This window comes from Blautia sp. OM07-19 (assembly GCF_003481595.1).
Taxonomy (GTDB): domain Bacteria; phylum Bacillota; class Clostridia; order Lachnospirales; family Lachnospiraceae; genus Blautia_A; species Blautia_A intestinihominis.
This window is the reverse complement of sequence record NZ_QULA01000001.1, coordinates 221959-239931: the sequence shown is the minus strand read 5'-3', so window position 1 is coordinate 239931 and position 17973 is coordinate 221959. Positions and strand designations below refer to the sequence as shown.

Annotated in this window: 15 protein-coding genes and 2 pseudogenes; 2 read left to right on the top strand and 15 right to left on the bottom strand. The window is 41.9% G+C overall.

All coding sequences use genetic code 11. The annotated features are described in order from the left end of the window. Position 1: 1 nt before the first annotated feature. Both DXC01_RS01070 and DXC01_RS20075 read right to left on the bottom strand, forming a co-directional pair. A pseudogene (locus DXC01_RS01070) lies at positions 2-310 on the bottom strand (RICIN domain-containing protein); the annotation flags it as partial. 12 nt (positions 311-322) lie between these two features. Then, positions 323-1597 carry an RICIN domain-containing protein gene (locus DXC01_RS20075; protein ID WP_158583604.1) on the bottom strand — a complete coding sequence of 425 codons (1275 nt, stop codon included), beginning with the start codon at positions 1595-1597 and terminating at the stop codon, positions 323-325. 245 nt (positions 1598-1842) lie between these two features. On the opposite strand from DXC01_RS20075, the gene DXC01_RS01060 reads away from it, so the two are divergent. Next, positions 1843-2088: a helix-turn-helix domain-containing protein gene (locus DXC01_RS01060; RefSeq protein ID WP_022213837.1), complete on the top strand. Its 246-nt coding sequence runs from the start codon at positions 1843-1845 to the stop codon at positions 2086-2088. 74 nt (positions 2089-2162) lie between these two features. On the opposite strand, the gene DXC01_RS01055 is transcribed toward DXC01_RS01060, so the two are convergent. From DXC01_RS01055 to DXC01_RS01010, 10 genes are all read right to left on the bottom strand, one after another. Then, positions 2163-2348 carry a hypothetical protein gene (locus DXC01_RS01055; RefSeq protein WP_118698034.1) on the bottom strand — a complete coding sequence of 62 codons (186 nt, stop codon included), beginning with the start codon at positions 2346-2348 and terminating at the stop codon, positions 2163-2165. A 25-nt stretch (positions 2349-2373) separates the two neighbouring features. Further along, positions 2374-3120, bottom strand: coding sequence for a hypothetical protein (locus DXC01_RS20235; RefSeq protein WP_199704948.1), 747 nt, complete (start codon positions 3118-3120; stop codon positions 2374-2376). A gap of 14 nt (positions 3121-3134) precedes the next feature. Further along, a complete protein-coding gene (locus DXC01_RS01045; RefSeq protein WP_158583603.1) occupies positions 3135-4037 on the bottom strand; it encodes a Dam family site-specific DNA-(adenine-N6)-methyltransferase in 903 nt (300 codons plus the stop codon). Between the two features lie 405 nt (positions 4038-4442). Then, positions 4443-6434 (bottom strand): glycoside hydrolase family 31 protein, encoded by a 1992-nt coding sequence (locus DXC01_RS01040; RefSeq protein ID WP_118698032.1) that lies wholly within the window; start codon positions 6432-6434, stop codon positions 4443-4445. A 14-nt stretch (positions 6435-6448) separates the two neighbouring features. Then, on the bottom strand, positions 6449-8116 hold the full coding sequence (locus DXC01_RS01035; RefSeq protein ID WP_118698031.1) for a glycoside hydrolase family 13 protein: 1668 nt from the start codon (positions 8114-8116) through the stop codon (positions 6449-6451). 204 nt (positions 8117-8320) lie between these two features. Then, positions 8321-9163, bottom strand: a complete 843-nt coding sequence (locus DXC01_RS01030; RefSeq protein ID WP_118698030.1) for a carbohydrate ABC transporter permease — start codon at positions 9161-9163, stop codon at positions 8321-8323. After that, positions 9160-10047 carry a carbohydrate ABC transporter permease gene (locus DXC01_RS01025; RefSeq protein ID WP_118698029.1) on the bottom strand — a complete coding sequence of 296 codons (888 nt, stop codon included), beginning with the start codon at positions 10045-10047 and terminating at the stop codon, positions 9160-9162. The genes DXC01_RS01030 and DXC01_RS01025 overlap by 4 nt, the downstream gene beginning before the upstream one ends. 16 nt (positions 10048-10063) lie before the next feature. Next, complete coding sequence (locus DXC01_RS01020; protein WP_022213843.1) at positions 10064-11344, bottom strand: ABC transporter substrate-binding protein; 1281 nt, start codon at positions 11342-11344, stop codon at positions 10064-10066. 221 nt (positions 11345-11565) lie between these two features. Further along, the gene (locus DXC01_RS01015; RefSeq protein ID WP_118698028.1) at positions 11566-12573 is read right to left on the bottom strand and encodes a LacI family DNA-binding transcriptional regulator; all 1008 of its coding nucleotides are present in this window, start codon (positions 12571-12573) and stop codon (positions 11566-11568) included. An 87-nt stretch (positions 12574-12660) separates the two neighbouring features. Continuing rightward, on the bottom strand, positions 12661-13893 hold the full coding sequence (locus DXC01_RS01010; RefSeq protein WP_118698027.1) for an MYG1 family protein: 1233 nt from the start codon (positions 13891-13893) through the stop codon (positions 12661-12663). Between the two features lie 770 nt (positions 13894-14663). Between DXC01_RS01010 and DXC01_RS01005 the strand changes: the two genes are divergently transcribed. Beyond that, complete coding sequence (locus DXC01_RS01005) at positions 14664-15557, top strand: hypothetical protein (RefSeq protein ID WP_243111523.1); 894 nt, start codon at positions 14664-14666, stop codon at positions 15555-15557. Here the strand turns inward: DXC01_RS01005 and DXC01_RS01000 are convergent. From DXC01_RS01000 to DXC01_RS00990, 3 genes and pseudogenes are all read right to left on the bottom strand, one after another. Further along, positions 15503-16051 (bottom strand): DUF2318 domain-containing protein, encoded by a 549-nt coding sequence (locus tag DXC01_RS01000; protein ID WP_118698026.1) that lies wholly within the window; start codon positions 16049-16051, stop codon positions 15503-15505. The two genes, DXC01_RS01005 and DXC01_RS01000, sit on opposite strands and share 55 nt — an antisense overlap. A gap of 10 nt (positions 16052-16061) precedes the next feature. Then, positions 16062-17402, bottom strand: coding sequence for an urease accessory protein UreH domain-containing protein (locus tag DXC01_RS00995; RefSeq protein WP_118698025.1), 1341 nt, complete (start codon positions 17400-17402; stop codon positions 16062-16064). 72 nt (positions 17403-17474) lie between these two features. Further along, positions 17475-17546: pseudogene (locus tag DXC01_RS00990) on the bottom strand (IS200/IS605 family transposase); the annotation flags it as partial. Positions 17547-17973 lie beyond the last annotated feature (427 nt).

The window sequence follows — 17973 nt, the reverse complement described above, 5'->3', positions numbered from 1 at the left end:
ACTACTGCTGGTTCACTCCCCCATAAACATAATCATACTGCTGGATATTGCTTCCCTGTTTTGTACCTGCTGCCTGCACATCCAGGCTTTTCCCACTGTTGGTATTTATGATTTTATAATATCCTTTTCCCAGGTAAGTAAGGTCAAATGTCTGTTTGTCATCGTTCAGATTGTCAGAAATCTGGATATTTGTTCCATTGTCCTTCGCCGCACAGTAAACATCCAATCCTTTCGTTGCCCCATCCAATGCTGAAACAATATGATATCTGCCTTCACTGACAGTTTCTCCTATATTGTCTCCCCAGGCAACAAAACGCCATCTCTAGGCATCCGATCCATTTCCGTTCCATACCCGTACATTTGCTCCATTTGATGAATTGCCGTCTTCCACATCCAGATACAGTCCATTTTTCTTGGATATGATGTTAAACCAGCCATTATCTTCCTGTATGATCCACTGCTGCTGGTCTGCCCCTACATAATCATACTGCTGGACATTGGTTCCGGCTGTCATACCGGCTCCATCCACATCAAGACAGCGGCCACTGTTTGAATTTATGATCTTGTATGCACCATTTCCAATATATGTTATATGAAAAGTTTCTGTCCCATCTGCCAGGTTGCTGTATATCTGGATATTGGCAGTATTATCTTTCGATTGGTTACATACATCCAATGCTTTTGAACTGTCTAAAGCCGAAACAATGTGATATTCTCCATCGCTGATGGTCACGCTTCCCTGCGGGATTGGGATGGGTGTTGGTGTCGGATCCGGCTTTCTATTAGATAAAAACAAATCTGCCTCAGCATTTCGCCTTCTTGTCAATCCCGCTAAGACTTGACCTCCTGATTTATTCCAGTTTGTAAATGCTGTACGTATTTGTGCATCAGAATACTTTGTATATCCATTTTTCAAAATTGTCTTTAATTGAAAAGTTTCCGTACTAACCCATACATTTCCCAAATTATATGTAAAACTAACCAACGCATCAAACTGATTTTGTCCTATTGTAATTCTATTAGAATTAAGAAAACTATTTACCGAATTCTCTGTCTTCGCAACATCCTGCTTTAAATACTGGTCTGCCTGTGCCTGAGTAATTGTCATCCCTGCATAGACGTCTGAGCCGTAATGTCCCCATCCTATTGTATAGTATTTTTCTGTTGAAACTGCCTTATATGCCGTCAAACGACAACTCTCAAACTGTTTTATAAGTGAATATCCATTTTCTCCTGTTGTCATTCCTCCTGCCCGGCTGGAAAAAGTATTTATTTCTGAGCCAGTTTCACTTAAAATTTCATCTGTTGATTCTGTTATTTCCTCTGTATCCGTAAATAACTCTGTTTCTATTTCTAAATCTGATGCTCCCTCCTCTGTATCTGTTTCCTCTTCCACTAGTACATCTTCTGGAACATCTTCGATTTCCAAGTCCTCTGAATTTTCCATATCTGAAAAATCCATCTGCTCATCCTCTACCGAAGTCTCCACCCCATCCTCAAAGTCGCTGGCAAGTACATCTATTGGCAAGTTCACCGTAGACATCACCAGTGCAGCCGCCGTTATACAGCTAAACCACTTCTTTGCTTTCTTTTTCATACTCTGTTTCCTCTTTTTTGTGTTTTATTTGCAGATTATAGCAAAACAACAGCTTGTTCTTTTTGAGTCTTTTGTTTTTCTAGCGCAAATTGTTCTTTTATTCCTGCAAATTTCATTATTTTTATGCATTATTTCTTCTCTGGTGCTTGATTTGATTTAATTTTAGTACATATATTTACTAATCGCAATGATAAATATATGTACTATGGTAAAGTTTACCTAAATTGCATGGAAGGAGGCTTTATTTGAATTATATACAACGAATTCGGGATCTTCGTGAAGATGCCGACTGTACGCAGACTCAGATTGCAGAATATCTCGGAACCTCTCAGACTATGTATGCCCGATACGAACGCGGAGCCAATGAAATGCCAATCCGACATTTGATTGCACTGTGTCAGTATTATCAGGTCTCTGCCGACTATATCCTCGGCTTCACCAATATCAAAAAACCTCTTCCTGTAAGAAAACACTCAAGATATAAAAATTAAGGCTGACAGTCATCTCATACGACTGCCAGCCTTAATCTTATCTACACATCCTTACATTCATTTACCTGGATTTCTTATACTGCCAACAATTCAGAATTTTTTATAATATCTTTTATCTGTTCTTCGTCCATTTCTGCCACATCCGCGATCTGAGCAGCTGTATAGCCTTTGTTGTACATTTTCATGATCATTTCCCGTTTACCCATTTCAATTCCGGTTTCAATTCCAGTCTCTTTAATTTTCTGGCTTAAATTACACATAATACTCACATCCTCTTTTAGTATTTTATTTTTTATCACCTCGCATTTTTAACATTTTCTGATAATATGCAATCATTCTTTTTGTTTCCTCTTCACATGTAATGCCGTTTTCACTGGCTTGAGCAAGTAATTCATCATATAAATACATGTCTTCATCATTAAAAATCACACTAACTCTTTTCTCCAATTTTCCAGCAATATGACTGTAATTTTCCGGATATGCATAATAACATTCTTTACACATACTTATATCTTTTTTACTCCAGTTTTCACAATGCTCACATGCCCAAGATTTATCTCTATTTGCTGAAGGTGATAGCAACATAAATCGATCTAAATCCATCATATTCTCTGGATCTCCACCTATTTCATATGGAATGCGATGATCTGGTTGAAGTAACCTTGCAGGATATTCTTCACCGTATAAATTGCACCTGGCACCATAATGTTCCAATAATGCATTTTTTAGTTTTTCCGTCAGTTGTGTTCTTCCAGATGTTTTGGATAACTGATTTTTTCTTTTTGCTTCTTCCCAATCTCCAAATCTATAAGCTGCGATACTTTTTCCTATAGAATCTTTTATTTTGTAAGTTTCCAATGGAATACCTAATTCTCTTACATCTCTTGCAGCCCTCGGAGCATGTTCATAACCAGCATTTTTTAAATCCTCTGTACTGCAATACCCCTTTTCCAGAATCGTATCTATTACAAATCTTGCTCTCTTTTTTGTTACTACCTTCAACACATCTATAAATTCCTGGGATAAATCCATATTGTGTTTCTCCTTTACGCAAAACATAATTTCATTTGTTCATATTGTTCTTGCCGTTTTATTAAATTTTTACTAGCGTATAATGACTCATACGTAATTTCATTTTTGCCATTGAGTGTTGCCTGTGCCGATACCCCGGCATTTATATAAACATGCGTTAATCCCAATGATTCAGGTAAAGCCTTCCCAATGATTTTATCACCTGTTTTCCCATCATAACTAACTATATAATCTATGCCTTTATCATTTAATTTCTTTAACTGTTCCACAAATTCATCAAATTCGACACCTTGAATATATCTATTATCTCTCGTATTGTCTCTTTTGGAAGTTCCCTGATAAGGAGGATCCATATAGACCAAATCTCCTTTTTGTGCTCCAGATAATACATCTTTATAATCCAAACTTGAAAATGAGGCTTTATCCTTTAACAATTTAGATATCTCTAATGCATTATTAGCAATAACTTTCGGTCTTGTACCATAACGTCTTTTATCACAAGACTGATTTAATTCTCCATTAGAATTATATCTCACCGCCCCTTTTACTACCCTTGCCAACAAAAAGAGCATCCTGGCTGAATCTTTTTTACCTTTATTAAATTCTTCTCTAATTTTATAGAAGTAATCTATATTATTTTCTCCTTCATCAAATTGTCCATTCCATATATCTTCATATGCATCAATTAATTTTAAAGGATTGTTTATACATTCTTCCATAAGATTTACAAGAGGCTCATTAATATCATTAATCCAAAATTCATTACATAGACCTTGTGCAGCGGCTAAAATTGTAATCGCACATGTACCTGCAAATGGTTCAATAAGTCTGTCAAATGATGTTGGGAAAAATTTAACTATTTCTGGGGCTATAATTCTTTTACTCCCCTGATATTGTACTAAATGAGGTATTTTCATAATCATACTCCTTTATTCATCAACAACAATTTCTAATATATCACTTATTTCACAGGACAACGTAAACATGAAATAGAATATCAGTATTCACATTTTCATTCTTGACCTTTTCCCGAACATATTTTCGCATTCTATAAAAAAATATTATCACACTTTTCTTTTTCTAGCAATCTCTTTTCTTAATTAACTATGAACTCTTTTAATTTTAGGATTACTGCTCTCTCCACAGGAATACTTTTGATTCTTTGTTGTGCTATACACCTTCTCGTCTCTCCTCTCACACAAGTATTTTTTACCTTTCATCATAAATTTTTTCCAGATTTAACATAAAAAAAACAGAGCCAACAATCCCAAACAGACTGTCAGCCCTGCTTTCATTCACACATATCCAAATTCAATATTACCCTATTTCGTCAGAACCCTGTAATTCTCTTCCTTATTATAATCCTTATGGATTCCGTCATCTTCGTACAGAGTATAGCTGCTGCCTTCATAGCCAAGCATCTTGAGGTGCTCTGTATCAATATCTTTCACGCACTCTGCCACTTCTGCGAGCGGGATGCATTTGCCGCTTCTGATGAAGAGTGGTACTTCGTTGAGTGCTACGTCTACATAGTGAACTCCTTTTGCGAGGATTTCTTCGGAAATGGTTCCGTCTGGCAGGAACTTGATGAATTTCATTTCTTCCGGCAGGTAAACGTAGCGTCCTCTTGCATTCTGCTCGTAGACCGGTGCGATCATGATCTCGTTTCCGAGGATGAGCTGGTCTTCTACGCGAATCGCCATCTTGTCATCCGGATAAACGAAGCCGAGCGGTTTGAAGTACATGTCATCGTTCAGTGCAGCTTTCATGTACTCGCTGTACAGATACGGTACGAGACGGTATCTGGTATTAATGACATTTCGGAAATCCTCGATGTTTTCGAACTGGTAGCATTCCTGCTCTCTGGTTCCTTCTGCCGCATGATTACGCATTAACGGGGTGAATACACCCAAAGCAAGGAAACGGAGCACCAGATCTCTGGTTGTATCTGCGCCAAATCCGCCAAGGTCGGCACCTGTGTACATGAAACCGCACATATTCAGAGATGGCATCATCTTCAGATTAAGAAGAATGTGTGACCACCAGGATTTATTGTCACCGGTCCAGATTCCACCGTAACGGTGCATTCCGATGTAGGAAGATCTGGAGAACATCAGGAAACGTTTTTCCGGATCAATGCGCTCAAAGGCTTCCCCTGCTGCTCTTGTCATGTTGTAGCCAAAAAGGTTATGCACTTTGTCGTGACGGATTTTTTTGCCATCCACATTGTGGTAAAATCTTCTGTAATCCTCCGGATTGTTTGCAATGCCCTTCATCTTTGCCTGCATATCCCACGGATGGATCCTGCCTTCTGTGTCTTTTGCAAACTCTCCGGCAAGTTCTTTTGCTTCTTTAAGTCCTTCAGAGGAATAAAAGATTGCCGGCTCGTTCATATCGTTCCAGAAGCCTTCAATTCCCTGTTCAATAAGGAAACGATATTTGTCTCCGAACCACTTTCTGGCATCCTTATTCAGCATATCCGGGAAGTGAGTATCTCCCGGCCACACGGCTGCAACGAAATCACTTCCGTCCTCTCTCTTGCAGAAATAGTTGTTTCTGACGCCTTCCTCGTAAACATCGTATCCCGGTTCGACCTTGACTCCGGCATCGATGATTGGAATCAGACGAAGACCCTGGTCCTTCATTTCCTGTACAAATTCCGGAAAATCCGGGAAGTTTTCTTCGCTCAGTGTGAAATCCTTAAAAGACTGCATATAATCAATATCCATGTAGATCATATCGATCGGGATGTGATTCTCGCGATATCCTTTTGCAACAGTGCGGAAATCTTCCTTTGTGGTGTAACCCCAGCGGCTCTGTCCGAAACCAAAAGCAAACTTTGGCGGGATGTAGCTGCGCCCGATCACATGACGGAACTGTTTTACGATATCATAAGCATTTTCGCCCTCAATCACGTAAATATCCAGATCTGCATTTTCGCAGGATACTTTAAGGGTATCCATTCTGGTATATCCGATGTCAAAGGTCAGTTTTGACGGATAGTCAAAAAATAATCCAAACGTCGTCTTGCCGCTCACGATAATGAAGTTGTGAGCTCCGTACAGAGAACGCTTGTCCTCTGTATGCTCCGGATCATCTGTGCAGTTGCTGATGTAGCAGTAGCCTCTTTTGTTGATTCCGCGGTTGGATTCACCCAGGCCATAGACGATATCATCTTCGTCCATGATATAAGTAAAAGCAAATCCCTCTTCCTGACTGACCTCTCCATATGGAAAAACGCCCTCAGTTGTTTCAATTTTTTCGGTCAGTGCCTCCGTGTCAAACGGAGTTCCATATCTGTATTTTCTGATCATCTCTGTGTTCCCTCTTATTTATATAATACAAATGCCTCATATGGTTTCAAAACAATTTTACCTTCAAATACAGTTCTGTCAAGATTTGTGATCAGACATTCTGCACCTTTGAATTCTTCCGGAATCTCCATCTCTGCATTTCTTTCACTGAAATTGCAGACTGTCAGAAGTTTTTCCTGATCCAGTTTTCTTGTGTAAGCAAAAATCTGCTCGTCGTCACGATAAAGCGGTTCAAACTCACCATAAACGATGATGTCTTTTTCTTTACGCAGGCTGATCAGTTTCTGATAGTAATGGAAAATAGAGTTCGGATCTTTGAGCTGCTGCGCCGCATTGATCTCTTTATAGTTCGGGTTCACTTTGATCCAGGACTCACCGTCTGTAAATCCTGCCTGCGCGGAAGTATCCCACTGCATCGGAGTTCTCGCGTTGTCACGACTTCTCAGCATCAGACATTTCATCATGTATTCCGGAGTCATAAGTCCTGATTCCGTAAGTTCTGTAAAGAAATTGATACTCTCAATATCACGATAGTCTTCCAGTTTATCGAAGTAGACATTTGTCATACCAAGCTCTTCACCCTGATATACATACGGCGTTCCCTGCATCATATGAAGACAGGTTGCCAGCATTTTTGCGGAAGTCTCTCTGTATGCCGGATTGTCATTTCCAAATCGGCTGACACTTCTCGGCTGATCATGATTTCCAAGAAACAGGCTGTTCCATGCTTTGCCCTGAAGTTCTTCCTGCCATTTGATCATGATGCGCTTGAACTCTTTGAAATCATATTTCTCAGTTGTCCACTTTCCGTAATCACCGCTTCCATTATCCACATGCTCAAACTGAAATACCATATTCAGTTCTTTTCCGGCTTCTCCCGCATATTTCTGTGCCTCTTCGATAGTAACTCCTGAAGTTTCACCAACTGTCATGATATCATATCTGGAAAGTACTTCTCTGTTCATTTCCTGAAGAAATTCATGAACCCTCGGACCATGTACGCAATATGGTCCAAAATCGCCATAGAGACTATTGTTCATTTCTCCGTCCGGAAATGCCTGATCTTTGGAAATCATACTGATAACATCCATACGGAAGCCATCGATTCCTTTTTCACACCAGAATGTCATCATATCATAAACTTCCTGGCGGACTTTTTCGTTTTCCCAGTTGAGATCCGGCTGTTTCTTCGAGAACAGATGCAGGTAATACATTTGGGTCTGGGCATCATATTCCCATGCGGAACCGCCGAATACACCGCCCCAGTTGTTTGGTTCTTTTCCGTTGACCGGTTCTTTCCAGATATAGTAATCACGGTACGGATTGTCTTTGGACTTGCGGCTTTCGATGAACCAGTTGTGTTCATCGGAAGTGTGATTGACAACGAGATCCATCAGGATCTTGATGCCGCGTTTGTGTGCCTCGGCAAGCAGTTCTTCGTAGTCTTCCATTGTTCCGTAGTCTTTGTAGATCTTCTGATAATCAGAGATATCGTAACCGTTGTCATCCTGTGGAGACTCAAGCATTGGAGAGATCCACAGCACATTTACGCCAAGTTCTTTCAGATAATCAAGTTTCTGTATGATTCCTCTGATATCTCCAATACCATCTCCATTGCTGTCATTAAAACTTTTCGGGTAGATCTGATATACGACGCTTTCTTTCCACCATTTTTTCTCCATGCTATAAGCCTCCTATTTATTATTGTTTTATTGACCGATACCTACGAATTACTCCGCTGTTGCACAGCTCACGTAATTCTACAGCCATTCGGAATCCACAGATTTACTCCGTAAATCGCTACTTCCTCATGTCTGGCGGGTTCCAAGTTCAAATGTCTTATCCTGCAAGCAGGAACGACATTCTGAACTTTTAACCCTGGTATCTCACTTAACCGCACCGGCAACCACACCGTTCATGATCCATTTCTGGCAGAAGAGGTATACGATCAGTACAGGGGCAAGAACCAGCAGATAGGATGCGAATGCCAGGTTGTAATCTACAGAGAACTGTTTTTTGAATACGTACTGTGCAAGCTGTAATGTCTGCTGACTCTCATCGCTCAAAAGTACCAGCGGCATGGTGAAGTCGTTCCATGTCCACATAAATGAAAGGATTGCTACGGTTGCAGTGGTAGGTTTCAGTACCGGGAAAATGATCCGGCTGAATGTCTGGATCGGGTTTGCACCATCGATCATTGCTGCTTCATCCAGTGCCTCCGGGATTGCTTTGACAGCACCTGTATAAAGGAAGGTGTTCATCGGCAGACCGAAGATGATATACAGGAATGTGATTCCGTAGATGTTGTCCAAATGGAAAGTATTTGCCTGTACAACTAACGGAAGCATGATTACCTGGAACGGAATGAACATTGCACTGATAAAGTAGTAATACATGATTGAGAAGAATTTACTCTTCTTTCTGTTTCTTGTGATCGCATATGCTGCGAATGAGTTTGTGATCAGGGTAAAGATCAGGTTGATCACGGTAATAAAAGCTGTGTTAAAAAATTTCCTCGGGAAATTTGTCATATTCCAGGCATCGACAAAGTTCTGAAGACGAAGTTTTGTCGGAAGTGCCAGGATATTGTTCATGTCTGACGGATCTTTGATTGCGATCATCAGTGCCATATACAGAGGCAGAAGGATGATCAGCACGATTCCTGCGATCAGAAGAATGGTCACAGGCCAGTTGTAACGTTCTTTTACGTTTGCTGTACGACGTTTCATCCTAATTTCTCCTCTCTCTTTTCAAGTATACGTAACTGGAACACGGAAATCAATACTACTACGATAAAAAGCATGACTGCGTTGGCTGACTGGTAAGCAAACTGACCGCCGCCGAAGCCTTTCTTATAAATAAGTACTGCGATAGAAGTTGTACTGGTTCCCGGTCCACCTTCTGTCATCGCCATGATCTGGTCGTAAACCATCAGGTATCCTTTTGCAGAAAGTACCATGTTGATGGTAAAGGATGGTGCCAGAAGCGGGAAGGTGATCTTGGTAAATCTGCGGAAGCCGGTTGCTCCGTCGAGGTCTGCTGCTTCGTACACATCCGTATCAATAGACTGCAGGCCTGCGATATAGATCAGGGTGTTGAATGCACATCCGGTCCATACAGCAACGGCGATGATTCCCCATATCGCATGATTGGTACCAAGGATGTTTACGCTTAATGCCTGGATCCCGAGGCTCTTTCCGAGCTGTGGGATCAGGTTTGCAAAAATATAGTTAAAAATAAATCCAACGATCAGGCTTCCAAGCATATATGGAAGAAAGTAAAAAGCTTTGATCGTGTTTTTGAATTTGATCTTCGCATTCAGTGCACACGCAAGGATCAGACTGATCACATTTACAAGGATCGTTGCGATCACTGCAAACTTGAAAGTGAACAGGTATGCATTTCCTGTATCTGCATCTGAGAACATGTGCAGATAGTTGCGCAGACCAACAAAGTTCCAGTCTCCATATCCTTTCCAGTCCGTAAAGCTGTACAAAACGCCTCTCAGGAACGGGATCGTATGGAAGATAAAGAATAATATTGCAAGGATTCCTACATAAATGTAATAAACTTTATTAACAGCAGGTCTTTTGCGGGCTGTTTTTTTCTTCATGGGATCATCTCCTCACTTAATCTACATTAGCGATGTCGTATTTTTCATCACACTGTTTCAGGAACTGGTCCATATTTTCCTGATTGTCCATTCCATTGGAATAGTTCAGGCACATTTCAGAAATAAGTGCGGAAAGATCAAATCCTGACGGATAGTAGTGATCCGGAAAGTTTGCTACTTTGCCGTTGGCGATATCTTCTTTGACACCAGCAACTGTTTCATTGTTCTGCTCTACACCTTTGATAGCGGAGAATGCGAACTGATCGTCGATATAGGTCTGTGCGTTTTCCGGCTCCATCATGAAGGAAACGAATTCTTTTGCCATATCTTCGTTTGCGCTGTCTTTGCATACGCCAAGAAGTACGTCAACACCTGATGTTACATAGTTTTTGGATTCATCATTGGATGCCGGAAGTGCAAACATGTTGACATTCAGATCTGCATTAGCACTCTTGTACTGATTGATCGCCCAGTTTCCGTTGATGATCATGACTGAATCACCGTTTGCAAAAGCTTTGTTTCCATCGTCATAAGTCAGACCCATGAAGTCATCCTGTGCATAGTCAAGGAGTGTCAGATATTTTTCTACGATCTCTTCGTGAGTTCCCACGAATGTTGTTTTGCCTTCTTTACGGTCGTCTGTGAATCCTTCCGGCTGAAGATCAGGTGCCATGCTGTTCCATGGGCAGAGGCTTGTCCATGCATCTTTGTAAGTCATAAGAAGCGGCTGCTCTCCTGCATCTTTGATCTGGTCAAGTACGTCAATGAACTCATCCCATGTCTTTGGAATTTCAAGCCCGAGTTCTTCAAATTTGTCTACGTTATAGATGACACCAGATGCGTTTGTTGCGTATGGAACGCCGTATGCTTTTTCTTCTTTGTCTTTGTTTACGTCATAAACCATCTGCATATAAGAATCCTGGATGTTGGAGATGTAATCCTGATCACTTAAGTCAACCAGCATTCCTGCACTCTCTACTTCTGTATAGTTGTTGTCTCCACCCATCATTACGATGTCAGGCATATCGTTCTTTGCCATTCTTGTCTTTAATACAGTTCCTGCATCTGCCGGAGCTGTGATCTTGATCGTCACGTCCTCATGTGTTTCATTGAATTTATCTACAAGCTGCTGAAGAACGTCTTTGTTTTCTGCTTTACTGGAAAACAGTTCCAGCTCTGTTTTTCCACCCTTTGCAGAAGAATCCCCGTCGGAAGATCCGCCGCATCCAGTTACAGTGAGCATACCTGCCATTAAGGCACCAACCATTAATACGCTGATAATTTTTTTATTTTTCATCTTTTCTTTCCTCCATGATGTTTGTTTACAAGTATGAAGGCTGCGCAGCACCAGAAGTTTACGAAACATTACCCCGGACACGTCTGTCCTGTTCCCTTTTGGTGAGTTTATCATAACCCCACTGCCTCTATAAAATCAATAGGTTTCTCGCGAAACTTAAATTGTAGACAAAGTTTAGCTTCTGTTTTTATGCACTTTGAACAAAAAAAAGAAGGACTCTGTCATTCTTTGACAGAATCCCTTTTGACCAGATAGACCGGACTTTTTACATTTAGTTCTTTCAGGTTTTCTCCCTGGATCAGTTTCATTAGACGTATCAGTGCCAGATGTGCTTTTTGCTGGATATCCTGATGAACTGTTGTCAGCTTCGGCCGGACCATGCTTGCATATATACTGTCATCGTAACCCGTGATGGAAATCTGATCTGGAACACTGATCCCCTCATCAAAAAAGAAGTTCATCGCCTCGATCGCGTCATAATCTGAGGAAAAAGCCAGTGCTTTTGCTTCAAGGAAACGTGGAAGGAGTTCTCTGTATTTCCGAAGACGTGGATTTTTGTCACCCGGGACGACGATATACCGGGAACGGCTGCAGAATTTCCCTTGCTTCTCCATCGCCTGTTTGAAGCCCATCCAGCGGTAATAATCGCTGTCCTGATCGGTTTCTGCGATGAACAGGGCTTTCTCATAGCCGCGGGAATAGAGGTATTCCCCGATCTGATAACCGCCGGAGTAATCGTCTACACCAACATTCTGGAAGGTGTAGGCTCCCTTGGGGTAGGCATCGATCAGGATCATTTTTTTGTTCAGCTTGCGGGAAAGTCTGCGGTACTGATCTTTGTCATAACCGAGGATGATGAGACCTTCTACGTTCCATTTGGAAGCAATGTCCACTACATTCTGGATGTTTTCTCCGCCGATGAGCATGACGTAGTAGCCTTTTTCTTCGGTTTCCTTCTGGATAGTTCCGATCAGTTCGCCTACGAACGGGTCCTGAAGGGACTGCATGCCGTGCGTGTAGGCAAAACCTAAAACTACTCCGATGATCCTGGAACCGTGACCGGAAAGCATCACGGAGCCCATGTGTGGGACATAGTTCTGTTCTTTGAGGATTGCCGTTATTTTATCAATGGTTGCCTGGGAAACCCTTTTGGTTTTGCCGTTGATGACATTTGATACGGTGGTGCGGCTGACGCCTGCCATTTCCGCGATGTCCTGAAGACGGATCATATATTGTTCAGCCTCCTTTTGTTTCGTATGTTTTAATCTGTTTTGGTATATTTTAGTGTGTGTTGCGGCGTTATAGATGTTATTCGTTTATGAACCTGATGGAATTCTGACAAGAAGCTTCTGTCCGTCTTTTTCTGCTGCTGTGAGAACCGGGATGTGTTTCTTTCGGAGTGCATGTACGATCGGGTATGCTGCGAAGAGATTTTCTCCGACGAAAACAGCTTCCGGCTTGTATTTGAGGATTTTTCTGACCTGATCTTTGATCCGGACTTTCCATTCCTGTTTCTCCATGGACACTTCGGCGTAGATTCCCTGGATTTCCAGTTCCGGAAGGGCTGGGAAATCTATGTGGATGATCTCTGCTGCCTGTAATTTAGGGAGCTGGTGGAGAAGTTCGTCGTATTCTGCTGCTCCACCAAAGCTTACGATTACAGGTTTCTCGTGAAACTGTTCCATACTGAGCTTACATGCCTGTACTGCATCTGCAAGTTCACCGGTAGTCATAAGAAAACCGCCTTTATGGCAGAAATTTGCTGTTTTGAGACCGGTTGCTGCCTTGAGTTCTTCGTTTTCGAGACCGAGCCATTCTGGCGGGAAACTGCATTTGTAATTCATAGAGTATTCTTTTTTCTGAGGCTGAATGCAGTAGCCACCTCTGTTAGATGGAAAGATCACGAAGGCAATCTGTGTCTCGGAGAGGAATTTCTGGCAGGGAACAAATTCCGGGAGGGTGAGGATTCTTGCGTCATCTCTGTGCTTTTCTCTGTCGTGAAACGCCTGCTGATGTCTGGCATAGATTTCTTCTACTCGTTTGTCGGCACGTTCGTTGCCTCTGTATCGTTCGAATTTATTTTCCAGAATCATCCCGGCAACGCTGACTGCCTGAAAAAAAGCTTCGTCGTTACCACCCTCAGCATCCCAGGTCGGGTTGAAGTTTCCGATCAGAATTGCAAGTTCGTTCTTCTCACCGGTATTATCGTTGTTATCAAGCGGCTGCACGAAAGCTTCATCGAATTTCTGCGCCAGTTCTTCGCCAAGGATCTCCGGTCCAAGCTCCTCCCACAGAAGTCCAAATGCTGCATATGGGACGCCATTTTCACGGATCCTGCTGTCTTTCTGGTGGTGATCATATTTTCCTCTGCCGATATCAAAAACAATCCCGTCGAAGTCATCCGGCACGCGGTTGCCGCGTAGGATCGTGATCTCAGGGTTCAAATATAATAACAGCGCAGATGAAAAAACGTCATCTGCGTGGAATTTGCCACTGTGGGTGAATGCGGTGGCGGATTGGGTGCGGATTTTATTTAGTAGATCATTCATGTTGTGTGGTGCTCCTCTTATTTTGTAAATAATGCGTCAAATACCTATTTTATATCCACAGATATACATTTTTCGTATATCTCTGAAGAATAATTGACGCTCACTCTTGTTGCACATTTTGTTCTATGACATAATGGTTATGTTGTCCAACCGATACCCGGCAACGGGAGGAGGTGAACTGCATGGATACTGTAATCTCGTTTCTTGTCTCCTGTACGGCAAGCATATTTGCCTACTATGTTTGCAAATGGCTAGACGGAGACAAATAGGGCAACTCTAACCTAGTGGTTTTCCTGTCCACTATAAAAAGCAAGAAGAAGCCCCCAGTATTGGTGCTACTGAGGGCTTCATTCTTTTTGTCCGCATGGACTTGTAATCTCTTTGCCTACTGGCATTATAGCATATGCACTTCTCATTTGCAATATACTTTTTCACACCATCTCCACATACCTTCCCCCTGGTTACTGTTCAAGGGTATGCATAGCCCATTGTAAAAAGTGACGAAATTTATTTTTTGTTTTGTGGATAACCAGTTCCAGCAGGAAAAATTATGTTTATAGTCTTTCCTGCTGTTTCTTTTTTGAAGAGTTATCCACCGGATTTTATCTTACACAGTACATTTTTTTATAGCCTTACCATATAGTCCTTATTTTTCAAGATACAAAATACCTGCTTATCCGCAGTCATATTGACGAAAGGACAATTCCTGGAAATTCGCTTTTTTCCCATGTTTCTGCTATACTTCTCTATAAGAAAGAGAGGGCTGCCTTATGGACATTGATTTAAAAGAAGAGATCAGAAAACAGGATGAGCTTCTTGCCGAATATCTCAGAGTGATTGAGATCCAGAAAGGACTAATCCAGGAACAGAAAAAAATGGAAAAACGTGCACTGGATGCTGAAAAACAGCGGGATGATGCACTGGATAAAGCAAAAGGGATCCGTCTGCAGTATTATGAAACAGCTGCTGAACTGGAAGAAGAACGGGGGAAAAACCTGAAACTGCGTGCACAGATCAATCGTGACTATGAAAACTCCGCTATTCCTTCCTCTAAGTCGATCAAACGGAAAAAGATCGCAAACAGCAGGGAAAAAACAGGACGGAAACCGGGCGGTCAGCCGGGGCATCCCGGCCACCGCAGAAAAAAACAGGAACCCACACAGCCGGTCATCCTTCTTCCTGCACCTGAAAAAGTCCTGGAAGACAGTGATTTCAAAAAGACCGGAAGAACAATCATAAAACAGATGGCAGGATTCCAGGTGTACCTAAATATAAGGGAATATCATGCAGATGTTTACTATAACACGAAGACAGGCGAACGGGTGCACGCTGCATTTCCAGCCGGAGTTGTAGATGAAGTGAATTATGATGGGAGTATCCGGGCATTCCTGTTCCTTTTGAACAATGACTGCTGTGTTTCCATTGACAAGAGCAGGAGGTTCCTGTCAGACCTGACAGGCGGGAAACTGAATATCTCCAAGGGGATGGTAAGTAAGCCCAGCAGGGAGTTTGCTTTAAAAACTGTGCCTGAACGCAGGACTGCCTGTGCAGATATGCTGCTTTCCCCCGTCATGCCCTTGAACAGTAACCGCCAGTTAGCAAGTAGTATCTATTTTCTTTTCCAGTTTGCAAAAATATCCGAGGATTCTTTCAGGAACTCATAGGAAATCTGTATTTCATCCTCTGTTGCTGTTTTATCATCATCCAGGATCGGATATGGATTGCATCCTCCTGCTGTTTCTCCGACCTGATCCATCGCAAAAGAATTACCGCAGTTCTGGCAGACCAGTTTGTCTCCTTCCTGCTTGTAGTAGCCATTGCCCGAATCATAACAAATCTGGCAGGTATTGAATGCAGTACGAACGATTTCTTCTGCATCTTTTACCGCGATCACTTCCATCTCTGTTCCGTCCACTTCGATTGGATAAAATGCTGCATCTTCAGATAAGTCATCTGTTTTAATGGTCAGACTGTCGCCTTTTTCTATTTTGGTTGTTTCTTTTTTATCTTCTTTATCGTCGGTTGCTTTTGATGCTTTTTTCTCTGTTGTCTTTGTTGTGCTGGAAGCTGCTGCCATTACATTTTCTACCTTTCCATACGCTGTCGCTGTTGTCATTAACATGGCTGCCATTGCTGCTGTTATCATAAATCTTTTCATTGTTTCTTCCTCAACTTTCTACATAAATCTTTCCTGTGATCATCCCCATCCAGCAAGTGTAAGTGTAAGTACCTGCTTTTTCTGGTGTGAATTCGATTACATTTTCGCCCTCATCAAAAGCATATTCTATTCCCAGATCCTGCTGGATGATTTTATAATTGCATCCGTTGACACTTCCATCCGGGGCCTCGACAGTCCACTTTACAGGCTCGCCTGCCTTGACCGTAATGTCCGGATAGCTCCTGCCAGACTGTAAGGTACTGGTGATGTACTGTGTCTCATCTGTATTTTTCTTATCAACGTCTGTATTTTCTGCCATAAGTGTGCCTGTAACTTTACTGTTCAGACCTGATAATGTACCGCCCTGCACCATCATAGAGAGGCCCATGACCACTACCAGAATTGCGCCGGCTTTCAGAACCTGCCTTGTGAATCGTTTTCCAAGCATGGATACTGCGGAACCGAATCCAAGCATCAGTGGAACAGTTCCCAGGCTGAAACAGAGCATGGACAAAGCTCCCGCCAGCGGATTTCCAGATACCAGGGCAACAACCTGCATGGACTGCAGCGGCCCGCACGGCATGAGACCATTACAGAGCCCGATGAAAAATGGAGTTCTGGGTTTTTTGCCTGATTTTTGTTTTGTTTTTTTATTGAAGTTCGGAATGTGTACCGCCAACCTTCTAAGTCCCGGAAAAATCCCAAGCATATTTACACCCATGACTACCATGATAATCCCTGCGAATAATTTAAGTATTCCCTGAAAAAGTGTAGATGTCTGTAAACTACTGCCGATTCCTGCCAAAGCTCCGACTGCTCCAAGCACGCCGCCGATCACTGTATAGGAAACCACACGTCCGATGTTATATTCCAGAGTATTACGGAACATGACCTTTGAGATTTCTGTCGACGTATCTTTCTGTAGTGTCTGCGACAAGTTGATTCCGCCGCACATAGCAATACAATGAACGGAAGTGATCAGTCCGATCACAAACAACATCCCATACCCCATCTCGCTATCCGCCAGAGAATTCGGCACAAGCCGGTTCAGAATCCCGCATCTCTGCAGCAGGAAAAACAGCACCACAATGATCATGATTTCCCGCACAGCCTTCAGGATGACTTTCTTTTTGGAAGTATTCTGTGCCGATGCCTCGTAGCCTAAGTCACCTATCATTGTTATGATCTGATCCAGTGAGACCATCTCCGGGTCATAGGAAAATTCTGCCGTACCGGTTTCATAACTGACAGAAACTTCTGTGATTCCACTTCGACTATTTAATGCTGATGCTATTCTGGTTTGACAGTTAATACAGGTCATGCCATTGATGTATAGTTTCTCGTGTTTCATAATTTGTTTCCTTTCTGCTGCTGCATTACTGTCATCTTTATTTGCAATAACGCCTCAATTTGAATAAACTTCTCTTAATTTTGGTGCAAAAACAATATGATACTTACAATTCCATTTTGTATGTGATAAACTATTACTATTCATATGGATACCTCCTCTGTTAAATAATGCGGTTGGCGAACCTATCATTATTATAATACTGTAAGCTGAAGCAACTTCAACCACCAGCACAGCAAGTGGTTTATTTGTTTTTCAAAGTTTCGTTTTTCGGATCACGAAAAACTCCACAATGCAAAATCGGGCTTTGCCCTAACAAACAAAAGACTGTCACAATAGATCTTAGTTCTACTGTAACAGTCTTATTTAACATACTTTTATGATATGTTTATTGTAATAATTATTCACTTCGCTGTCAATGCTTTTGAAAAGCATTTCACAGAATCTTCATTTTTCCCGTATACATTTCCCATACAAATGGCCTATTCCCACGAAAGTATAAATCAAACCATCCTTTTTTCGTATCTCAGATGACTCTTTTCTCTCTAACTTTCAATTAGACCATCCTTTTCAA

Bases quoted from the DNA above. Each gene is read 5' to 3' on its own strand.
- DXC01_RS20235 (WP_199704948.1), bottom strand. From the start codon at position 3,120: ATGGATTTATCCCAGGAATTTATAGATGTGTTGAAGGTAGTAACAAAA.
- DXC01_RS01010 (WP_118698027.1), bottom strand. From the start codon at position 13,893: ATGAATGATCTACTAAATAAAATCCGCACCCAATCCGCCACCGCATTC.
- DXC01_RS01030 (WP_118698030.1), bottom strand. From the start codon at position 9,163: ATGAAACGTCGTACAGCAAACGTAAAAGAACGTTACAACTGGCCTGTG.
- DXC01_RS01000 (WP_118698026.1), bottom strand. From the start codon at position 16,051: ATGAAAAGATTTATGATAACAGCAGCAATGGCAGCCATGTTAATGACA.
- DXC01_RS01040 (WP_118698032.1), bottom strand. From the start codon at position 6,434: ATGATCAGAAAATACAGATATGGAACTCCGTTTGACACGGAGGCACTG.
- DXC01_RS01020 (WP_022213843.1), bottom strand. From the start codon at position 11,344: ATGAAAAATAAAAAAATTATCAGCGTATTAATGGTTGGTGCCTTAATG.
- DXC01_RS00995 (WP_118698025.1), bottom strand. From the start codon at position 17,402: ATGAAACACGAGAAACTATACATCAATGGCATGACCTGTATTAACTGT.
- DXC01_RS20075 (WP_158583604.1), bottom strand. From the start codon at position 1,597: ATGAAAAAGAAAGCAAAGAAGTGGTTTAGCTGTATAACGGCGGCTGCA.
- DXC01_RS01025 (WP_118698029.1), bottom strand. From the start codon at position 10,047: ATGAAGAAAAAAACAGCCCGCAAAAGACCTGCTGTTAATAAAGTTTAT.
- DXC01_RS01045 (WP_158583603.1), bottom strand. From the start codon at position 4,037: ATGAAAATACCTCATTTAGTACAATATCAGGGGAGTAAAAGAATTATA.
- DXC01_RS01035 (WP_118698031.1), bottom strand. From the start codon at position 8,116: ATGGAGAAAAAATGGTGGAAAGAAAGCGTCGTATATCAGATCTACCCG.
- DXC01_RS01005 (WP_243111523.1), top strand. From the start codon at position 14,664: ATGGACATTGATTTAAAAGAAGAGATCAGAAAACAGGATGAGCTTCTT.
- DXC01_RS01055 (WP_118698034.1), bottom strand. From the start codon at position 2,348: ATGTGTAATTTAAGCCAGAAAATTAAAGAGACTGGAATTGAAACCGGA.
- DXC01_RS01015 (WP_118698028.1), bottom strand. From the start codon at position 12,573: ATGATCCGTCTTCAGGACATCGCGGAAATGGCAGGCGTCAGCCGCACC.